The sequence below is a fragment of the Acinetobacter haemolyticus CIP 64.3 = MTCC 9819 genome (assembly GCF_000369065.1).
GTDB classification, from domain to species: Bacteria; Pseudomonadota; Gammaproteobacteria; order Pseudomonadales; family Moraxellaceae; genus Acinetobacter; species Acinetobacter haemolyticus.
Genome location: NZ_KB849807.1, coordinates 17,513 through 38,007 on the forward strand (window position 1 = coordinate 17,513; position 20,495 = coordinate 38,007).

Consider the following 20,495-nt stretch of genomic DNA (forward strand, 5'->3'; position numbering starts at 1 on the left):
TCGTATACATAACATGATTACTTCCTCTGTTGCTGATGCAGCTCAACTTTTAAAACAAGGACAAGTACTCGCCTATCCCACTGAAGCCGTTTGGGGGCTAGGTTGTGATCCATTCAATGAACAGGCTTTTCAAAATGTCCTTGAATGCAAGCATCGTCCAATTGAGAAAGGTGTCATTTTATTAGCAGGCTGTATCGAGCAAGTAGAGCATTTATTACAAGACCTTGAACCCGCGATTCGGCATCAGGTGATTAATAGTTGGTCAGATCGTGTTGAAACAGAACGCGCAACGACATGGCTATTACCCGCAGACCAACACATTCCGACATGGATCAAAGGACAGCACCCTTTAGTCGCGGTGCGCGTCACTACACATCCATTATGTGTCCAACTTTGTCACCATTTTGGTGGATTTGTTGTGTCTACCAGCGCTAATCCTGCCGGGTTAGCACCAGCTCGCAGCTTAGAGGAAGCACATAACTACTTTGGTCATTCCCTACATTACTTAGCAGGCAATTTAGGCTTGAGTCAAGAACCGAGTCGGATTCTCAATGCGTTAACAGGTGAAGTTGTTCGCGCCTAAAATAGGCAAAAAAAAGCTCAGTTATATAGGGATAACTGAGCATAAAAAGGATGTGTATAATCACATCCAGAGGGTTCGAAAATTCGGTCAGCAAATAAAAAATGTATCAATTTGCTTCGGTGTTTATTATGGCGGAATCATCTCATTTATACAAATATATTATTCTCCTAACAAAAAATGTGAAAAGCATACCATTTTTGTCACCTTTGGATTTTCAATAAAATTATATTTTTATTTTTATTGAGCTTTTTTTTGATGATAATTTTAGCTGTTCTTCAAAATATACTTGTAATATCAAATAGAAAGAATCGTCTTCATACCAAATAAAATGCGCGTTTGTCTATTTTTTATACAAACACGCATTTTATTTACATCTTAAGTTGTCGATTCTAACGCACGAGATGGCAGTTTTAGGCTTTTTTTCTGTGCCAGAATAATCCCAACCAAGATCATAAAACCACCAATACTATGATAAATTGTCCAGCTTTCCGCTAACCAAAAACTCGCGATAATTGCTGTAAACACTGGCATCAGATTCATAAAAATACTGGTTCGATTGGGTCCAATGACCTGAACAGCCAACATCCATAGCAAAGGCGCGATTAAGGACGGAAAGACGCCTGCATAAATTACACTTGCTGCATTTTCAGCATTGATCCAGTCCAGCCCAAACCAAAGTAAAAATGGCAGGTGGTATACCAATGCAAATCCGATTTGAACATATAAACTGGTCATGAGCGGCAGCTTTAACTGCCACTTTTTAAGGAATACACCATAAAAAGCATAAAATCCAACTGCAAGTACCATCACAGCATCACCCCAATGCCCGCCCTGCATAAATAAGCTGGAAATATGACCTTGCCCCATGACATAAAGCAATCCAGCAAATGACAGTACACTTCCTAAAATCGCAAATCGATTTGGGCGGTCTTTTAAAATCAGATATGAGATAAAAATGGTAAAGATAGGAACGAAAGCATTGACGATTCCCATATTGGTGGCAGTGGTGTAATGCGCTGCCGCGTAGGACAAACCTTGATATAGCACCATACCAAAAGCACTTAATACCGCCAATTTTGGAATAAGAGGGCGAATCAAAGCGCGTTGCTGCCAAATCTTAGGTAACATAAACGGCGTTAATATCAGAAATGCCACCAACCAGCGATAGAAACTGATACTAACTGGTGAAATATAATCAGCAACATAGCGGGTTACTGCAATATTCAGCGACCAAATCAAGACTGCAATCAATGGCAATACAAATGCCCATTTCTGATATTTAGATAACTGACCCATCAGTTTGTCTCACCTTATTACAACCATGCAAATATTGTGAGAGATGTCCAAAATAATTGAAATATCGTATATCAGACATTTATATCGCGCTTTAGACATCGATCATTCGAATAATTCCCATGTCCGCATCGCATGCTCAACCACTTTATGTAATTGGGTGACCGTTGCACCATCCCGTGCTTGCATGGTTAAGCCTTGTAACACCGTGGCATAGAAATCAGCCATTTCCGTTACGGGTGCAGTTGCTGCCAAGTCACCCTCGGCAACCCCCTGTTGCAGACGTTCTAGTAGTCTTTGCTTGGTTTTTAAACGTTTTTCTAAAATATTATGCTGAATTTGTTGTGCATTATCCGAACAGTTAATGGTCGCCACCACCAACATACATCCTGTTGGTTTATCTGGCTGTGCTAAACGTTGGACATTGTCATAAAGATAAAGTTCGAATGCCACTTTAGCAGTCTTTGCTTCTAAGAAGATCGCTTCAATAGGACAAGCCTCATGCGCCAAATAATAATCAATACATTTATAGAAAAGCCCCGCTTTATCACCAAAACTACTATATAAACTTGGTGCCGTCAGCTCCAATGCTTGTGTTAAGTCACTGACAGATGTCGCTTCATAACCATGTTCCCAAAACAATAACATTGCTTTTTCTAAAACCTGTTGTTCATCAAAGCACTTTGGCCGTCCACGCTTTTTTTTGAGCGTGTCGTCACTCGGTGCTATTAGGGAATCATCTGCATGGGTCATGGCAATCACAAATATTTTTATAACGATCACTATTAAATTAATTGACGCCATCGCTTTTATCAACTATTTTATTTTTTAACGATCGTTATAAAAATTCAATCTTTTTCAATTTTATTGTTATCTATATAACAATAAAGGAAATTATTATGGAACAATCATCTCCCACTGATATACGACCCATTGAGTCAAACCCTTCTCAAGGCAATTGGTTTGCACTGCTCTCCGTTACTTTAAGTGCTTTCGCGCTGGTCACTGGTGAATTCCTTGCTGTGGGCGTGCTTAATGAGATCGCACGAGATTTTCAAGTGTCCGTTGGAACAGCAGGTTTAACTGTTTCGCTAACGGCCATCGTCGGAATGTTTGCCGCAGTATTGATCCCGATATCGGCCAAAACACTGGATCGCCGGACACTATTACTACTGTTAACCTTGCTCATGATTTTGGCCAATTTCATTACAGCTTTTGCGTCCAACTTTGCATTATTACTGTTTGGACGTATTATTTTAGGGATTGCGATTGGTGGCTTTTGGGCAACAGCAGTTGCTCTCAGTGGTCGCTTAGCTCCACCGCATTTACCGATTGCTAAAGCAACGGCTTGGGTCGCTTTCGGGGTGACTTTAGCAAGTGTACTCGGTGTACCTATGGGCACGTGGTTGGCACAGTATAATGGCTGGCGTACCTCTTTCACCGTCATATCACTCATGGGAATCTTGCTTTTTATCTTCCAATACCTCTATTTACCTCAATTAAAACCATCGTCTTCGCTGCGTTGGAAAGAACTTCCAATTCTTGTGCAACATCCCGCTGCTCGTAAAGGGCTGATTATTTTTATCTTTATGGGATTTGCACACTTCGCAGTTTATAGTTATTTTTCAGCCTTTTTTAAACATCAGATTGATTTCTCTGATGGGCTGATTAGCCGTTTACTTTTGGTATATGGAATTGCGGGGATTTTTGGCAATATCTTTGCGGGTTATCTCGGGCAAATCAATATTCGCTATACTTTTGCAGTCAGTGGCTTTGCATTCTTTTTGGCATTTCTAAGCCTGCCAATGTTTGGTGCACATATCATGACCGCCATGGTGTTGACGGCTTTATGGGGCTTCGCTTATGGCATCATACCAACGGCAGTGAATATCTGGATGTTTACCCACGCACCAGAAGCAGTAGAAAAAGGCATGCCAATGGTGACATTGACCTTCCTCATTTTAATTGCCTTAGGCAGTATGTTTGGCGGAATTATTGTCGATCATTTTAATGGCACCATCTTATTCTTTGCCATGCTTCCGCTGGTACTTTGCTCTCTAGTCTTGATTTTCACGCTAGCACGCGGTTTAAATAATCCTCAACTCAGCTGTGAAAATGAATAGAGATATTCCCCATGAAGCATGATCTGGCTAAACAATTTCCTTTTTTACATGGTATTGAAGTGCATGAATTTCTTTATCAAATAGATGACGTTGTTAGCCCTCATTCTTCACTTTGGGGGGACTTTAACTTCAGTCTCAATGGAACTTTAGAGTTTGATATTGAAGGGAAATATTACCTTTCTCCCCCCAGCTATGGACTGTGGTTACCCCCACGTACTGAACATCAATCGCTGCCCGTCGAACATGAAATTCATTATATTTGTATTCGTCTGCACCCTAAATTCGGGCAATTTTTAGGAAATAGTTGCCGTTGTTTTAGTATCCAACCTTTTTTCCGCGCATTGGTCATTCAAATCCTCGAACAACAAAAGCAAAGCCATTCACCAGAGTACTTGGAGCATCTACTCCAAGTGTTGTTCGATCAACTCAAACAAGCACCGACGTATTCCCATTATCTTCCGCAAAGCAATCATCCTATTTTATCTCCTATTTTAGAAAAGCTTGCTGATCCTGAGTTATTTCATTTGAGCTTACAACAGGTTCTTCATCATTTTAACGTGAGCGAACGACATGTATTACGGCTGAGTCAACAAGAGTTACAACTCACACTCTCAGAATGGCGCAATCGAGCAAAAATTATTTTTGCAATTAATCAAATTCGCGAAGGAATGACCATCAAACAGCTGGCATTTGCACTCGGCTATCATCACAGTTCAAGTTTTATCGAGTTCTTTAAACGCTACACAGGACAAACCCCCATACAACTTAAAAATGCAACGCTTTAAAGTTATACATTTTTCAGCATATTTTGTATGTATTCATATCAATAGCATTGCACTCTAAAAGATTAGCAGTTAAAACAAACAAGTGATTTCACAACAACAAATTAGGACACCCTCCATGAGCCAATCGGTTTATCACATTCCAGTTAAAGACATTAAAGGCCAAGACATTGATCTAGAACAATATAAAGGCAAAGTTTTACTCTTGGTGAATGTAGCCTCAAAATGTGGATTGACCCCTCAATACGAAGGTTTAGAAAAACTATATCAAGCGAAAAAAGATCAAGGCTTGGAAATTCTCGGCTTCCCTGCCAATAACTTCTTAGAACAAGAACCGGGTTCAAATGAAGAAATCGAACAATTCTGTTCACTCAATTATGATGTACATTTCCCACTTTTCGCCAAGATTTCTGTGGCCGGTGATGATAAACATCCACTTTATCAAACATTGACCCAAGCGATTCCTGAACGAATCGGTGAAGGACCTTGGTGGAAAGATCTTGTAGATTATGGTTTAACACCGAACAACCCACCAGAGGTTCTTTGGAATTTTGAGAAATTCCTGGTCAATAAAAATGGTGAAATCGTTGCACGCTTTGCACCTGATATCACGGCAGATGATGAACGCATTGTGACTGCGATTGAAGCTGAATTGGCGAAATAAGTTTAATCATCACTGAGAAGAATAGCCTTATTCTTCTCATACTTCAGCTCAAACCAACCTGTATTATCTTATTGCATGAAAATGTTAACGAATTGCAAAAATCACATTTTTCTTCACACTTTCTGATTATAGTGACGCTCTTTTCAGATTTTGATGAAGTTCTGTCATGCTTAAATACCGCCCAATCTCCGCGATTCTTTCTGCAGCAGCATTGATTAGCACGATTGCGCTGGTCGGTTGTGACCAACCTCCTCAAAAGAATGAACAGGCTCAGCAATATACTGAACAAGAACAAAACACCCCTTCGAGCACCGAGCAAGACGCTCTATCCAATATTGCTGACAACCAAAATCTAAGTCACGGCAATATGTTTAATATCATCCGTGATGTTGCGCAATTGCAACTCAAAACAGATGACTACACAGCATTGCTCCAGAACTCACAGAGCCAACTCGAACAGGCGATTCAAAACCAGAATGTTCAACAACTCAAAGAAAGTACTGCAAAACTTAAACAAGAGCTTCATGCATTACATGATGTTTTGTTGTCTTTGCAACTCAAAAGCACCGAAGTAGACCAAATCCGCCAAAGTCTGCTGAGCGCAAATCAACAGTTACTCAATCTACCTCTTTTACATGGTCAACAAGACATTAGCCAATTAGATTTTGAAAAAATCGCAGCACAGTTTAATAAAATTCAGGTCGATATGTTGAAACTTGCAGCTCTTGTTTTAGGTAATCCAACTTCAGAAGCAGATCAGCCAAACTAATCTCATAAATTTTCTGATTTTTAAATCTTAGATAGCTTGAATTGAATAAGGTGGGTTGGCATCGTTTGGGGCTTGTTGCTCCAAATCTGGTAGCTTTTCCGCATGTTGTGACATTTGCTTATACTTTTGCAGTTCAGCATTTAACTGTCTCACATGCTGTTTCAATTCAATCGATATAAATTGGTCTGCCTGTGCCAATGCAACCCAGCCTGCCTGAGCTCTGCGTTTAGGGTGATCATGCGCTAATTGTTTTTGTATCCATATATACAACCTTTGTGCACGTTGATAAGCCTCAAACTTATAAGCATATAAGGTTGTTGAAATGATTGCTTCTGGGATCTTCCCCATCAACTTTGTTTCAATCTGTCTCAGTTGAAATGCGTATAAATCAACTCGATATTTTAATAAATTCTGATTAAACCATTCTGCAAAGCGAATCAACAAATCGACGACCAAATCGGATTGCGCCTTCAACGCAACTTTCTCAGAAGTAGGTCGGCGTTGCTCAATCTTGTGTATCCGCCAAGTTCGATATACTGCAATCCCCCCAATAAAGAAAGCACCAATTGAATCCGAAAGTGCACGCCCCATTGTAGCTTCAACAGCCAAACTATTTTTTGATATTGAACTCGAATATTTATCCTGCGAATACATCCCCAATATGGGTGAATTTATCGATGTATTAAAATTACGATATACCGCAAAACCAGTATTCATTAATGGGATCGGTAAAAACTCTTCATTGCCAGTTGAATGCTGCAAACATGCAACAGCTGAGCGCTGCACTGAAGCATAGCTCAAAGCAAAATCAGCAAAGACAGAAGGATATTTTTCTTGTAAATGCGCAAGTTCAATATTCACAATAATCGCAATATGCGGATGCTGTCGTGCAAATGTTCCTATTTGATCGGCATCTAAGCTACATTTTACTTGCATAGGTGTGCCATCAACGATCAAATCAAAACTTGCAACATCAGTATGCTCAACAAATTCGATGCAATGTCCTTGTTGACTTAGATTATACGCAACTTGTTGTTTAGCAAGATAAGATGACACTTGTAACAACGCTGCATCATGCTGGTAATCAGATGTTGGGATTTGCTTTAAGTTATAAAATGCATCGGGCTCACGATGAGCGGCTGTTACCAAAGCATCCAGTACCAATGGATTTATTTGTAAGTAGTTCCAAATAAATCCCATACGATGATTGACCGCATTAATCCCACTGACTAACTTAAGATCACGCCCCATGAGAATTTTTTGCAATGCCGTATTCGCCGCTTTATGACGATCTAAGTTCATCGTAATTTCATGGTTATTGAGTAATTTGGGTGCACTCTCCACCACATTTTTATAATAAGGAACGATAAACTCATCTGTGGTTAGCCAATGATTCAAGGAATATCCAACAAATTTAAATTTATGCTGTATACCAAGCAATGATTTAGGTAATTCACGAGGCTGGGATTGCAAGTTTGCTGGCAATAACAGCACTACAGCCCTTTGTGTTAATTGCTCATGTAAATGCGGTTGTTGAACACAATCAAGATTGGTCAAACATTCTAAAGCCTCAACCGCATCACGCTGTCCTTGCTCATTATGATAATCATTTCGACTCAACAAACAGTGTATAAAATCATAGTGCACACTTTCAGGATGATAAGCTTGCTGTTGAAATAGCATACGATAATTTTTAATTGCAGCTGACCAATCCTCTAAACGAGAATATAACTCGGCTAATGCTAACGTAACGGAAGGATTATTATATTTATCTTGTAACTGGTTAAGAATACTCAGTTTTAGATCACTATCTTGGCAAGCGAGTAACTGAGTTAACAATGCGGCTCGTTCAGATATCGCAAGCGGTGACTGAGCATGTTGCAATCTAAAATTGAGCCCTTGCTCAAACCACGCATATCGATGAGCATGTTGTGGATAGGCCGGGATAAAAACCTGATTGATGAGTTGAATCAAACGCAATGAACAATGCGTTTCATCGACTGTACTGTGTCGGAAATTCCAAACTTTAGGTAAGTTTAGACTAAAAAATTGCGTATAGAGATTAGCCGTTAAATCAGGCTGTATTAATGTCACGAGTTTTATCTGATCTTTGACAGACAAATGATGTCCTTGTTGTTCGATACGATCCAAGCGCAACTTTAAGACATTACTTGCTAACATACTTTTCCTAATTTTTTCTTTAATATACGCATTCGTTATAGCTTACAACGATGTCATCCCTTCATCGTTAAGCATTCATCATATTATGTTTCGAGATAATAAAAAAGCACCTTCAAAACAATCTAAGATTGATATTGAAGGTGCTAAAAACTGAATTAAGCGTTGTTATTATTTAAAAAAATCGCTAATTTACTTTTTATCCAAACTAATACTCTGCTTACTACACTTTCCAGCTTGTGCAAATTTATACTCAGCAATCGCTTTTTTACCTGTCTCTAAATCTACTTGTTTCAGGTTCGCGCCACCTGTGATTACACCAGGTTTGATATATTGCTGAATAAAATATTGTTTTCCTGCTTCTGTATTCAGTGTCAAATGATTCGGTGAAAAATCTGATTCAGTCGAAATCGTATGTTTCTGGTTACCCTCCACCTCTTTTAAGAAGAATGTGCCACGCGCAGTTTCACCTAAACACTCTCCGTCAATCCAAACATCTTTTTTGAGTGCTGCACCCAACACACTATTTGAACGGTAAACATAAACCGCAGCTTTACCTTCTGTAGGTGCATCAAGTTTTTTTGCTTGTTGAGACAATTGCGGTGTTGCTTGCGGTACGGAAGCACAACCAACAAATGTCAGTGCAAGAATGGCTGGAAGTAAAATTTTCATTATGATAATTCTCATGAAGTTATATATTGCGAGCAGTACTTTATATGAAAATGAGAACTATTTGAATTTTGTTTCCAGTTTATTTTCCAATAAAAAAGCCACCTGACGGTGGCTTTTTCAATCGAAAATCAGTACTGATTAAAGTGCGCGATTTTTGATTTTACGAATCGTTTCAAGCTGTGCTGCAGTTTCTGCAAGCGAAGCAAGTGCAGCAGCAGAATCCAAATCACTCTTTTGATTTGCGAGCAATTGTTCAGCTTGTTTACGAGCTTCTAAAATTGCCGCTTCATCTAAGTTGTCCGCACGGATTGCAGTATCTGCAAGTACAGTCACAACATGAGGTTGAACTTCTAACACACCGCCAGATACATAAACGATTTCTTCTGTACCATTTTCCAACTGAACACGAATCGGGCCCGGTTGGAGCAAAGTTACAAGTGGTGCGTGCCCTGGTAAAATACCAAGCTCACCACCTGCGCCTTTTGCGATTAACATCGTAACCGTGCCAGAGTAAATCGACTCATTCACACTTACAACATCACATTGCATCGTCGCCATGAGAATCTCCTTAAATTAGAGTTGCTAATTAAAGTTTCTCGGCTTTAGCAATCACTTCGTCAATACCACCAACCATATAGAACGCTTGTTCTGGAATGTGATCGTATTCACCAGCTAATAGACCTTTAAAGCCACGAATCGTTTCTTTAAGTGGTACTAATTTACCAGGTGCACCAGTAAATACTTCAGCTACGTGGAATGGTTGAGAGAAGAAACGTTGGATTTTACGCGCACGGTAAACAACCAATTTATCTTCTTCAGACAATTCGTCCATACCCAAGATTGCGATGATGTCTTTAAGCTCTTTATAACGTTGCAATACGTTCTGTACAGAACGTGCAATTTCATAATGCTCTTGACCAACAACCAATGGATCTAGCTGACGTGAAGTTGAGTCAAGTGGATCGATCGCAGGGTAAATACCTTGTGAAGCGATGTCACGGCTCAATACAACTGTTGCATCCAAGTGAGCAAACGTAGTTGCAGGAGATGGATCTGTTAAGTCATCGGCTGGTACGTATACTGCTTGGATCGATGTGATCGAACCAGACTTAGTCGACGTAATACGCTCTTGAAGAACACCCATTTCCTCTGCAAGTGTCGGTTGGTAACCTACTGCAGATGGCATACGGCCTAACAATGCTGATACTTCAGTACCCGCAAGTGTATAACGGTAGATGTTGTCTACGAACAACAATACGTCACGACCTTTACCATTTTCATCTTTCTGATCACGGAAATATTCAGCCATGGTCAAACCAGTTAACGCTACGCGTAAACGGTTACCAGGTGGCTCGTTCATCTGACCGTAGACCATTGCTACTTTGTCAAGAACGTTAGAATCTTTCATTTCGTGATAGAAGTCGTTACCTTCACGAGTACGCTCACCAACACCAGCGAATACAGATAAACCTGAGTGCGCTTTAGCGATGTTGTTGATCAACTCCATCATGTTAACGGTTTTACCAACACCAGCACCACCGAACAAACCAACTTTACCACCTTTAGCGAACGGGCATAGCAAGTCAATGACTTTAATACCTGTTTCTAAAAGATCAGTAGAAGCTGCTTGTTCTGCATAAGAAGGTGCTTCACGGTGAATCGGCAAACGCTCTTCAGTCGCAACTGGACCCGCTTCATCAATCGGACGACCCAAAACGTCCATGATACGACCAAGCGTAGCAGGACCTACTGGAACAGAAATCGGTGCATTTGTACTAGTTACATTCAGGCCACGTTTAAGACCTTCTGTAGAACCCATTGCGATGGTACGAACAACACCATCGCCAAGCTGTTGCTGAACTTCTAATGTAGTTTCAGTACCGTCAACTTGGAGAGCGTCATAGATCTTAGGAACGCTATTGCGCTCAAACTCGACGTCGATAACCGCGCCGATGATCTGAATGATACGACCGCTACTCATTGCTGTCTCCTCAATTCAAACTTAATAATGTTAAACGGCAGCGGCACCGCCAACGATCTCGGAAATTTCCTGAGTAATCGCGGCTTGACGCAGCTTGTTGTAAATGAGTTGTAGGTCTTTAATCAATTGTCCTGCGTTGTCTGTCGCTGCTTTCATTGCGACCATACGAGCAGATTGCTCACATGCAACGTTTTCAATTACACCTTGATAAACCATCGACTCGATATAGCGAACCAACAAACCATTTAACAGCTCTTCTGCTTCTGGTTCGTAGATATAATCCCAACCATAAGTACGGTTAAGATCTTCGCCTTCTTCTGCTGGTGCCAAAGGAACAAGTTGTTCAACTTTAGGTTGTTGGGTCATCGCATTGACGAAACCATTTGACACAAGGTAAATACGATCTAATTCACCCTTATCAAATGCATCAAGCATCACCTGAACAGAACCTGTCAACTGTTCCAAACTCGGTGTATCACCAAGTTGGGTAGTTGCACCAAGCACTTTACCGCCGTAACTCTTAAAAAACGAAACCGCTTTTTGACCAATCAAAGCAAATTCAACTTCAATTGACTGCTCTTGTTGTGCTTTGACATGCTGCACAACTTTCTTGAACAAGTTAATGTTCAAGCCACCTGCCAAACCACGATCTGAAGACACCACGATATAGCCAACACGCTTAACAGGGCGTTCAACCATATAACGGTGTTTGTATTCAGGGTTTGCTTGAACCAAGTGAGCAATTACACGGCGCATATTATCGGCATACGGACGGCCTTGAGCCATGCGCTCTTGCGCACGACGCATTTTAGAAGCAGCTACCATTTGCATCGCGCGAGTAATCTTTTGCGTGCTCTTGATACTAGCTACTTTGGCGCGAATTTCTTTTAAATTTGCCATACGCTTAACCTAGTAGTCGAAAGCTCTTTCGAGCTTTCGAAGGTTGATCCGTGAACCAAACTTAACTAAAGCTTAACTTAGTAAGTTTGAGTCGCTTTGAAGCTCTCAATACCTGCTTTGATTGCAGCTTCGATGTCTTTGTTGTAATCACCAGTTTCATCGATCTGTTGCATTAACGCAGCATGTTCAGAGCGGAAGTAAGAAACCAACGCAGCATCAAAGTCTACGATTTTCTTCACTTCTACGTCAGCCATGTAACCTTCGTTAGATGCATATACAGAAATAGCTTGGTCAGCAATTGAGTATGGAGCATATTGTTTTTGCTTCATTAACTCAGTTACACGTTGACCATGCTCAAGTTGCTTACGAGTCGCTTCATCAAGATCAGAAGCAAACTGAGCAAACGCAGCCAATTCACGGTATTGCGCTAAAGCAGTACGGATACCGCCAGACAATTTTTTGATGATCTTAGTTTGAGCAGAACCACCAACACGAGATACAGAGATACCCGCGTTCACAGCAGGACGAATACCTGCGTTGAATAATGATGTTTCTAGGAAGATCTGACCGTCAGTAATCGAGATTACGTTGGTTGGTACGAATGCAGATACGTCACCAGCTTGAGTTTCAATGATCGGTAATGCAGTTAAAGAACCAGTTTGGCCTTTAACTTCGCCGTTCGTGAATTTCTCAACATAGTCAGCAGAAACGCGAGAAGCACGTTCAAGAAGACGCGAGTGAAGATAGAATACGTCACCTGGATACGCTTCACGACCTGGTGGACGACGTAATAACAATGAAATTTGACGGTAAGCAACAGCTTGCTTAGACAAATCATCATAAATGATTAACGCATCTTCACCACGATCACGGAAGTATTCACCCATTGTACAGCCAGAGTACGGAGCTAAATACTGCATTGCTGCAGGATCAGCAGCCGCTGCTGCGACAACAGTTGTATACGCCATAGCGCCAGTTTCTTCTAGCTTGCGTACAACGTTTGCAATTGTTGATTGTTTTTGACCAATCGCAACATATACACACTTAATGCCAGAGTTTTTCTGAGCGATGATCGCATCGATCGCCATTGCTGTTTTACCAGTTTGACGGTCACCAATAATCAACTCACGCTGACCACGACCTACAGGGATCATGGTATCAACTGATTTATAACCAGTTTGAACAGGTTCGTCTACTGACTGACGCCAAATTACACCTGGTGCTACTTTTTCAACAGCATCAGTTAGTTTTGCATCAATAGGGCCTTTCCCATCAATTGGGTTACCCAAAGCATCTACTACACGGCCAAGAAGTTCAGGACCTACTGGAACTTCTAATACACGACCAGTACAACGAGCTTTTTGACCTTCTTGCAGGCTTAGGTAGTTACCTAAAACAACGGCACCCACTGAATCCTGTTCTAGGTTCAGTGCCATACCGAATAAGCCGCCGTCGAATTCGATCATTTCGCCGTACATGGCATCCGCAAGACCGTGAATACGCACGATACCGTCAGATACCATAACAATGGTACCCTCATTTTTTGCGGTCGCGCTGGTGTCCAGATCGCCGATACGCTGTTTAATGAGCGCACTGATCTCGGATGGATTCAGTTGTTGCATTGCGCTATTCCTCAATCTTTTTTAAGTTCAGTCTTTTTGCTATTACGCAAGAAGACGAGTCCGCATTTTTTCAAGCTTGTTAAGCGCAGAGTCATCTATCACTTGGTCGCCTGCACGAATCACAACACCTGCGATCAACGCCGGATTAACGGTCACAGTCATTTGAACTGTTTTGTTAAAACGTTTTTCTAGTGCATGAGCTAAAATATGCTCTTGCTTCGCGTCCATCGGGAAAGCAGATTCAATCACTACTTCCAAGGTGTTGTTGTTCTGCGATTTAAGTAATTCATATTCTGCTGCGATTTCAGGTAACAACGTTAAACGATCGTTATCTGCAAGAAGTGTCAGAAAATTTGACACTGCTTGAGATTGATCTTCACCTAAAACCTTCGCAAAAAGACCTACTTGTTCCGCAGGAGTCAGCTCAGGGCGATTTAAATAAGCGGAAAATGCTTCATCTTGCACCGCAGCACCGAGCAGTTGTAACGCATTTGACCAAGCGTCAGTTGCATTCTGCTCAGATGCATAAGCAAATGCTGCTTTAGCGTATGGGCGTGCCAACGTCAAGAGTTCAGCCATATTTCCCTCGCTTAAAGTTTAGCAGCCAGCTGAGTCAGCATGGCATTATGAGCTTCTGCGTCAACTTGTTGGTTCAGAATTTTTTCTGCGCCATCAACTGCCAAAGCAGCAACTTGTTGACGTAATTCTTCGCGAGCAGCATTGATGTCTTGATCAACAGTTTCTTTCGCCTGTTGACGAATACGCTCACCTTCAGCCGCAGCTTGGGTACGCGCTTCTTCGACCAATTGTGCCGCACGACGGTTCGCTTGTTCGATCAATTGAGCCGCTTGTGCTTTTGCTGCATCGATCTCTGCCTTTACTTGTGCTTGCGCATCAGCTAAGTCAGCTTTCGCTTTTTCAGCAGCATTTAAGCCATCAGCAATTTTACGCTGACGCTCACTAATCGCATTGATTAGTGGTGGCCAAACAAACTTCATACAAAATGCGACAAAAACCGCAAATGCAATCGCTTGGCCAATCAATGTGAGGTTGATATTCATTTCGCTATTCCTCAATATGTGGATTTAGGAATTAAGCTATTAACCTACAAATGGATTAGCGAAGATGAAGAACAAGCCAATACCAACACCGATCATAGGCACAGCATCAAGAAGACCCGCGATTAAGAACATACGAGTTTGAAGTTGTGGAGCCAATTCTGGTTGACGAGCAACAGCTTCTAGAAAGCGACCACCCAAAAGACCAAAACCAATCGCAGTACCTAAAGCACCGAAAGCGATCAAGATAGCAGATGCAATTGCAACTAGACCTAAAGTGAGTTCCATGAAAAATTCCTCAGAGGTTAGGTTATTACCAAATTAAACTAAAAATTTAAGCCCAACCATCAACTGATAGTTAGGCAATACCATTAATGCTTTTCGCTTGCCATGCTCAAGTAAACGATGGTCAGCATCATAAAGATAAATGCTTGCAACGTGATTACAAGAATGTGGAAAATAGCCCAAGGCACAGATAACGCCCACTGGATCCAGAACGGCAATAATGCGATCAAGATGAAGATCAACTCACCCGCATATAAGTTACCGAACAGTCGAAGAGCCAACGAAACTGGACGAGCAAGGAAAGTTACTAACTCCAATACAAGGTTCACTGGAATCAATAACGCTTTTGCAAATTTATTACTTGGGTTAAATGGGTTAAGTGCCAATTCGCCAACAAAACCACCTACACCCTTTTCACGAATACTATAGAACAAGATCAAGGCGAACACAGATAACGACATACCTAAGGTAATGTTCGGATCTGTAGTCGGTACAATCTTGAAGTAAACATGATGCGGGTCCATACCAAATACGTGAGCACCGATTTGTTGAGCTAGGACAGGAATCCAGTCAACAGGCACTAAGTCCATCAAGTTCATGAGGAAAATCCACACAAAGATGGTTAATGCCAATGGTGCAATTAAACGTGATTTGCCATGAAAGGTGTCACGGACACTTGAGTCCACAAACTCGATAATCATCTCGATTGCTGACTGGAATTTTGTTGGAACACCTGCGTTAGCAGCTTTCGCAACAATCCAGAACATCAAACAGAAAATAATACCAAGTCCGATAGACCAACCCATTGAATCCAAGTGAATTGCAGTGAACCCCATCGATTGAGCTTCTTCAGCAGACTCAGCCAATTTCCATGTCCCATCTGGCATTTTGCCATAGGTCATATTGGTCAAGTGATGCTTGATATACTCGGTCGAAGTCAGGGCATGTTCTTCAGCAGCCATAAATCACACCTGGTCAATGTCAATCATTAAAAAGAGGAAAAATGAATATTGCGGACTGCAAATATCTCACTCTACCCTCCAAAAATCTTTAAATGTGCCCTATTCTCGTTGTTGCAATCGTGACACCCAAAATGGCGCAACCCACGACATTGCTTGAACGAGAATAAATCCACCCAACAATGCAACCGGTGACAGCGGTTTAACATTGCTCAAAATCAAAATAAAACCCACGATCACAATCGCAAACTTACCGAGCATTCCCCGATACATGTTGAGCATGACTTGTTTTGATGCCCTAGCACCAGCCGTCCTGAACGACTGCCAAGCAAAATAACAATATGCTAACCAACAAACCGAGGCCCCAAGCGCAGCACTCAAACCAGCAGTTCTATCATTTATCATCCATGCCAGCAAAGCTGCAACTGGAATCATACATGCTTGTAAGAAGACCAAAGCTTTTGCTAATCGTCGGTCAATCAAGCGACTAGTTCGGCTCATTTTTTACCCACTCACAGCATAACTGCTTGACAAGTTTTAATCATGATCGTTTCGAATCGCTGGCATTATAGAGTTACACCCCTGAACATGCAATCTTTTATCGACCTAAGTCTGCTTTTTTCGTTACCATATTTTTTGACGATAGAGTCAACGCATTTTTATTTTTTTGATCAATTTTGAACACTTATCACGCATTTATCGGTTTTTGAAGCCAATTTTTTCCAAGCAGCAATAAAATTGTCCTCACCGTTCATGCTTTCATCCACTGTTTCAAAAATGACGGGATTTAACCTGCGATAGACATTTTGATTCGCTGAAATTTCAGCCAACAAACACATCTGTGTTTTTGGACGATTGTCATTCAAATACTTAATCTGTGCGGCTGTTGGTGCAATGTGTGGATCATCAGTCAAAGCACCTGCAAATTTCAAATTCAGTGCTCTTTCTAAATACTGATATGCATCATGATAAGACCAATATGGTTTTGACTTATGACTACTTTCATATTGTTGCGCTGTTTGTCGCATTTGCTGCGCAAACTCTCGTGCATTGGCTGTGTATTTCGCTTTGTTTTCTGGGTATTGTTGCGAGCGTAAGGCCGCGATGAAAAATGCAATTCGAACCGCGTTGTTAGGTTCTAACCAAACATGACTATCAACTGTATTATCCAATGATGCACCACGTAAACTACGCTGTGGTAAAATTGTCAAAATACCCGCATCTAAAAGTGAAATGGCTTTTCTATTCTGACTTAACAATTTATCTAATGGTGCTTCATGTGCCTTGCCCAACCAAATCACCAAGGAAGCATCCTGAATGATTTTGCGATGTGCAGGCGTTAAGTGGACATCATGTCCCGTCTGATCACTTAAAAGAAGAGTTGGCGTTTCCACACCATTGGTCACTTCTTTTGCAATCAAATAAATTGGCTGTGTTGACACGACTAAGCTTTGCGTCCAGCCCCATGTGCTTAATAAGGAAAAGGTGACGAACAAAACAAGGCGCAACATTACAACACTACTCAACTTGGCAAGGCATGTTATAATATAACAAAAGTTCAAAAATGCCTATGTCTATTTTCTATATTTGCCACAGCTTCTATCACAAGTATGACTTATATAGTGAGTTCTCAATGAATTGCATGGTATGATGTAGGGTCTATTGAACACACTACACATTTCTATTTTTTTAGATGCTTGCTAAATCTAGTGGCTTGGATCACTTTTTAATGTGTGCGTGAAGATCAATAGACCCTTGGCTAATAATGAGGTCCATTTATGAGTTCTTGTTCACATGAACATGACAATGCTTTACACGGTGTTCATGGTCATCATGATATCAAAGCACGACTTGCTGAAGCAGAATATCTGTGTACCACAACTGGTGCACGGCTCACACCTTTACGCAAAGAAGTCCTTGAACTCATTTTAAATGCCTCTGCACCGATGGGTGCTTACGATTTGTTGGCAAAATTAAAAGGCCAAGCTGATCGCCCTGCTGCCCCACCAACAGTGTATCGGACACTCGACTTTTTGTTGGAAAAAGGCTTAATTCACCGTCTCACCTCAATTAATGCCTATATCCCTTGTTGTCATCCACGTGAAGGGCATCAAGCTGCATTCCTAATTTGTACAGAATGCCATATGGTTAAAGAGGCGTCTGCTCAAGGACTGATCCAGCAACTTGACCAATTGGCTGCTTCCGATCAATTCACTGCTCAGCACAGCATTATTGAAATTTCTGGGAAATGTCATCAGTGCAGCACAGCACCCTAACAACTCCACTCATCCAGTTGGAGAATATCTCTGTTCAACGTGATGAACGAGAGATTTTGAGAAATGTTGATTTTGACTTAAATGCCAAAGAGATTGTCACGCTCATCGGTCCAAACGGCGCAGGAAAGTCGACTCTCATTAAAGTATTACTGGGCATCATGTCTCCCAATAAAGGCAAAGTTCATTTTTCGAAAAAGTTAAAAATGGCTTATGTCCCACAAAAATTCAATCCATCTGCAAGTTTACCACTTCGTGTTCAAGACCTATTGGATTTAGAGTTTTGCGAGAAACGTCTTCGTCAAGAAATTATCCACGATACTGGCATCTCAAAATTACAAGAATCTAGAGTCCAACAATTGTCTGGAGGCGAACGCCAGCGTGTTCTTCTAGCTCGTGCATTATTACGTCAACCTGACATTCTCATTCTAGATGAGCCAATGCAAGGTTTAGATATCCAATCCGAAGCAGAGTTGTATGAATATGTTCGCAGCCTACCTGAACGCTATGGCTGTGCAGTACTGATGGTTTCACATGACTTACAATGGGTGATGCAAGGAACACATCGTGTGGTTTGTTTAAATAAACATATTTGTTGTAGTGGCTTACCTGAAAGTATCCAACAGCATCCTGAGTATCAAGCTATATTTGGGACGCAACGGATGTTTTACCAGCACCATCATAACCACTGTGTGCATAGTGATCATGCTGAGCCATGTGCGCATGACCCTCGCCCCCATATTCATCCCGAACCAAAGGTCTAAGCCATGATGGAATGGTTACAACTGCTATTACCCGCTTGGATTATGGGAACATTACTGGTGTTCTTGACCGCACCACTCGGCTGTCTAATGCTATGGCGCAGAATGTCTTTCTTTGCAGATACGATGGCTCACGGTACGTTGCTCGGGGTCGCAATCGCAGGAATTTTGAGTCTTCCTTTTTGGTTAGGCGTTGGTTTTTTAGCGCTATTGTTAGTTGCCATCTTATGGGTTCTTCATGATTCTCGGCTACCTAATGATGCATTGCTGGCGTTGTGTTCAGCCACACTTCTCTGTGCTGGCTTACTACTGATTCAACAAGTCCCAAGCCTAAGACCAGAGTTATTAAGCTATTTATTTGGCGATCTACTCAGTATTGAATGGTCAGACTTACCTATTTTTGCGGTAGTCATCATGATCGCTTTGGTGGTGTTATATCGTTCATGGTCTGCACAAATCCAAATCGCAATTGATCCAGATATCGCGATGAGCGAAGGGATCAATGCCAATTGGCAACGCTTAATTTTTATGTTGCTTCTGGCTTTGTTTACGGTCTTAGCACTGCGTGCTGTAGGCTCATTACTCATGGGTGCGCTATTAGTCATCCCAGCATTGAGTGCACGTCTCCTTGCTCACTCGCCTAAACAAATGGTGCTTTGGGCATTCTTGCTCGCACAATTGGGTATTACAGTTGGCTTATGGTCAAGTGCAGCATTAAATATCGCGACGGGCTTAAGTATTGTCCTATTTATGGCGCTGATCTTCGCCGTGATTTTTATGCTTCAAAAATTTAATAGATCGTCACAGACAAGCTAATCCGCATTTTTTAATTGGATTGCTGGATTGCGCCAAGTAGCAATGCAGCACAGCTAAACATCATCGCGAAGCTTCGATTTAAATATTTCTGCTGTTTTGGTGATCGCAATAATCTCAATACTTTTGAAGCTAACCCTGTATAACCCGCCATCACAATCAAATCGATTGTCACCATGGTGATCGCCATAATCAGATATTGCAACCACTGTGGTCGCCCTAAGTCCAAAAACTGAGGCAACACCGCCAATAAAAATACAATCGCTTTGGGATTACTCATATTGACCACAAATCCTTTAAACATCAAAGCAGAAGCAGATTTGTGGATGTATTCTTTTTCAATCTCAATGGCTTGAATGGGTGCTGTCCACTGTTGATACGCCAAGTAAAGTAAATAGGCAACACCAAACCATTTCACCAACTGAAACGCCCAAGGTGTTGTCGCAAACAATACACCGACACCCGCAGCAACAATCATAATTTGAAGCAGCAATGCAATTTGCAACCCTATCACATTCCAATACCCGTGCTTAAACCCATGATTTAAGCCACTCGACATGGAGACAATTGCTCCCGCACCAGGTGAAATACTAATCACCCAGCAGGCCAACATAAACGCAAACCAGACTTGTAAAGACATAGCAACACGGCAACATAAAAAGTGGAATTATACCGTTTTTATTTTGCCATGATCTTATGTGATAAGACCATAAAACTGAGCAAATAAACTTTTAAGCTCAATCAACATCAGGCACAATGATTTATTTTCCGACCTTTAA

23 protein-coding genes are annotated in these 20,495 nt (G+C 41.3%); 8 read left to right on the forward strand and 15 right to left on the reverse strand.

All coding sequences use genetic code 11. From position 1 onward, the window contains the following. Window positions 1-13 precede the first annotated feature (13 nt). On the forward strand, window positions 14-583 hold the full coding sequence (locus tag F927_RS12825) for an L-threonylcarbamoyladenylate synthase type 1 TsaC (protein ID WP_005085670.1): 570 nt from the start codon (window positions 14-16) through the stop codon (window positions 581-583). A 375-nt stretch (window positions 584-958) separates the two neighbouring features. On the opposite strand, the gene F927_RS12830 is transcribed toward F927_RS12825, so the two are convergent. After that, entirely contained in the window at window positions 959-1,879 is a 921-nt protein-coding gene (locus F927_RS12830; RefSeq protein WP_005085672.1) for a DMT family transporter, read from the reverse strand. A gap of 102 nt (window positions 1,880-1,981) precedes the next feature. After that, window positions 1,982-2,629: a TetR/AcrR family transcriptional regulator gene (locus F927_RS12835; protein WP_017394444.1), complete on the reverse strand. Its 648-nt coding sequence runs from the start codon at window positions 2,627-2,629 to the stop codon at window positions 1,982-1,984. Window positions 2,630-2,775: 146 nt separating this feature from the next. Between F927_RS12835 and F927_RS12840 the strand changes: the two genes are divergently transcribed. From F927_RS12840 to F927_RS12855, 4 genes are all read left to right on the forward strand, one after another. Next, window positions 2,776-3,999, forward strand: coding sequence for an MFS transporter (locus F927_RS12840; protein ID WP_005085676.1), 1,224 nt, complete (start codon window positions 2,776-2,778; stop codon window positions 3,997-3,999). Between the two features lie 11 nt (window positions 4,000-4,010). Continuing rightward, the gene (locus F927_RS12845; protein WP_005085678.1) at window positions 4,011-4,784 is read left to right on the forward strand and encodes a helix-turn-helix transcriptional regulator; all 774 of its coding nucleotides are present in this window, start codon (window positions 4,011-4,013) and stop codon (window positions 4,782-4,784) included. 115 nt (window positions 4,785-4,899) lie between these two features. Beyond that, complete coding sequence (locus tag F927_RS12850; RefSeq protein WP_004637493.1) at window positions 4,900-5,445, forward strand: glutathione peroxidase; 546 nt, start codon at window positions 4,900-4,902, stop codon at window positions 5,443-5,445. A gap of 166 nt (window positions 5,446-5,611) precedes the next feature. Then, on the forward strand, window positions 5,612-6,214 hold the full coding sequence (locus F927_RS12855; RefSeq protein WP_005085680.1) for a hypothetical protein: 603 nt from the start codon (window positions 5,612-5,614) through the stop codon (window positions 6,212-6,214). Window positions 6,215-6,241: 27 nt separating this feature from the next. Here the strand turns inward: F927_RS12855 and F927_RS12860 are convergent, their stop codons facing one another. From F927_RS12860 to F927_RS12915, 12 genes are all read right to left on the reverse strand, one after another. After that, complete coding sequence (locus tag F927_RS12860; RefSeq protein WP_005085682.1) at window positions 6,242-8,395, reverse strand: hypothetical protein; 2,154 nt, start codon at window positions 8,393-8,395, stop codon at window positions 6,242-6,244. A gap of 189 nt (window positions 8,396-8,584) precedes the next feature. Further along, complete coding sequence (locus F927_RS12865; RefSeq protein ID WP_005085684.1) at window positions 8,585-9,064, reverse strand: DUF2846 domain-containing protein; 480 nt, start codon at window positions 9,062-9,064, stop codon at window positions 8,585-8,587. 138 nt (window positions 9,065-9,202) lie between these two features. Then, window positions 9,203-9,622, reverse strand: a complete 420-nt coding sequence (locus F927_RS12870) for a F0F1 ATP synthase subunit epsilon (protein ID WP_004637489.1) — start codon at window positions 9,620-9,622, stop codon at window positions 9,203-9,205. 28 nt (window positions 9,623-9,650) lie between these two features. Further along, complete coding sequence (atpD, locus tag F927_RS12875) at window positions 9,651-11,045, reverse strand: F0F1 ATP synthase subunit beta (RefSeq protein WP_004637488.1); 1,395 nt, start codon at window positions 11,043-11,045, stop codon at window positions 9,651-9,653. Between the two features lie 30 nt (window positions 11,046-11,075). Beyond that, complete coding sequence (atpG, locus tag F927_RS12880; RefSeq protein WP_004637487.1) at window positions 11,076-11,945, reverse strand: F0F1 ATP synthase subunit gamma; 870 nt, start codon at window positions 11,943-11,945, stop codon at window positions 11,076-11,078. 77 nt (window positions 11,946-12,022) lie between these two features. Further along, window positions 12,023-13,567 carry a F0F1 ATP synthase subunit alpha gene (atpA, locus tag F927_RS12885; RefSeq protein WP_004637486.1) on the reverse strand — a complete coding sequence of 515 codons (1,545 nt, stop codon included), beginning with the start codon at window positions 13,565-13,567 and terminating at the stop codon, window positions 12,023-12,025. Between the two features lie 42 nt (window positions 13,568-13,609). After that, window positions 13,610-14,146 (reverse strand): F0F1 ATP synthase subunit delta, encoded by a 537-nt coding sequence (locus F927_RS12890; RefSeq protein WP_004637485.1) that lies wholly within the window; start codon window positions 14,144-14,146, stop codon window positions 13,610-13,612. An 11-nt stretch (window positions 14,147-14,157) separates the two neighbouring features. Continuing rightward, window positions 14,158-14,628, reverse strand: coding sequence for a F0F1 ATP synthase subunit B (locus tag F927_RS12895; RefSeq protein WP_004637483.1), 471 nt, complete (start codon window positions 14,626-14,628; stop codon window positions 14,158-14,160). 39 nt (window positions 14,629-14,667) lie between these two features. Then, complete coding sequence (gene atpE / locus F927_RS12900; RefSeq protein ID WP_000424060.1) at window positions 14,668-14,913, reverse strand: F0F1 ATP synthase subunit C; 246 nt, start codon at window positions 14,911-14,913, stop codon at window positions 14,668-14,670. An 83-nt stretch (window positions 14,914-14,996) separates the two neighbouring features. Continuing rightward, complete coding sequence (gene atpB / locus F927_RS12905; RefSeq protein ID WP_004637481.1) at window positions 14,997-15,872, reverse strand: F0F1 ATP synthase subunit A; 876 nt, start codon at window positions 15,870-15,872, stop codon at window positions 14,997-14,999. 99 nt (window positions 15,873-15,971) lie between these two features. Continuing rightward, complete coding sequence (locus tag F927_RS12910; RefSeq protein ID WP_005085688.1) at window positions 15,972-16,370, reverse strand: ATP synthase subunit I; 399 nt, start codon at window positions 16,368-16,370, stop codon at window positions 15,972-15,974. Window positions 16,371-16,540: 170 nt separating this feature from the next. Continuing rightward, window positions 16,541-17,380 carry a metal ABC transporter substrate-binding protein gene (locus F927_RS12915; RefSeq protein ID WP_005085690.1) on the reverse strand — a complete coding sequence of 280 codons (840 nt, stop codon included), beginning with the start codon at window positions 17,378-17,380 and terminating at the stop codon, window positions 16,541-16,543. A gap of 267 nt (window positions 17,381-17,647) precedes the next feature. Between F927_RS12915 and F927_RS12920 the strand changes: the two genes are divergently transcribed. The 3 genes from F927_RS12920 to znuB are packed head-to-tail and all read left to right on the forward strand — an operon-like array spanning window position 17,648 to window position 19,719. Continuing rightward, complete coding sequence (locus tag F927_RS12920) at window positions 17,648-18,145, forward strand: transcriptional repressor (RefSeq protein WP_004637476.1); 498 nt, start codon at window positions 17,648-17,650, stop codon at window positions 18,143-18,145. Next, window positions 18,118-18,906 carry a zinc ABC transporter ATP-binding protein ZnuC gene (gene znuC / locus F927_RS12925; protein WP_005085692.1) on the forward strand — a complete coding sequence of 263 codons (789 nt, stop codon included), beginning with the start codon at window positions 18,118-18,120 and terminating at the stop codon, window positions 18,904-18,906. The genes F927_RS12920 and znuC overlap by 28 nt, the downstream gene beginning before the upstream one ends. A gap of 3 nt (window positions 18,907-18,909) precedes the next feature. Then, entirely contained in the window at window positions 18,910-19,719 is an 810-nt protein-coding gene (znuB, locus tag F927_RS12930; RefSeq protein WP_004637474.1) for a zinc ABC transporter permease subunit ZnuB, read from the forward strand. A gap of 10 nt (window positions 19,720-19,729) precedes the next feature. Here the strand turns inward: znuB and F927_RS12935 are convergent, their stop codons facing one another. Beyond that, a complete protein-coding gene (locus tag F927_RS12935; RefSeq protein ID WP_005085693.1) occupies window positions 19,730-20,356 on the reverse strand; it encodes a LysE family transporter in 627 nt (208 codons plus the stop codon). Between the last annotated feature and the right edge of the window lie 139 nt (window positions 20,357-20,495).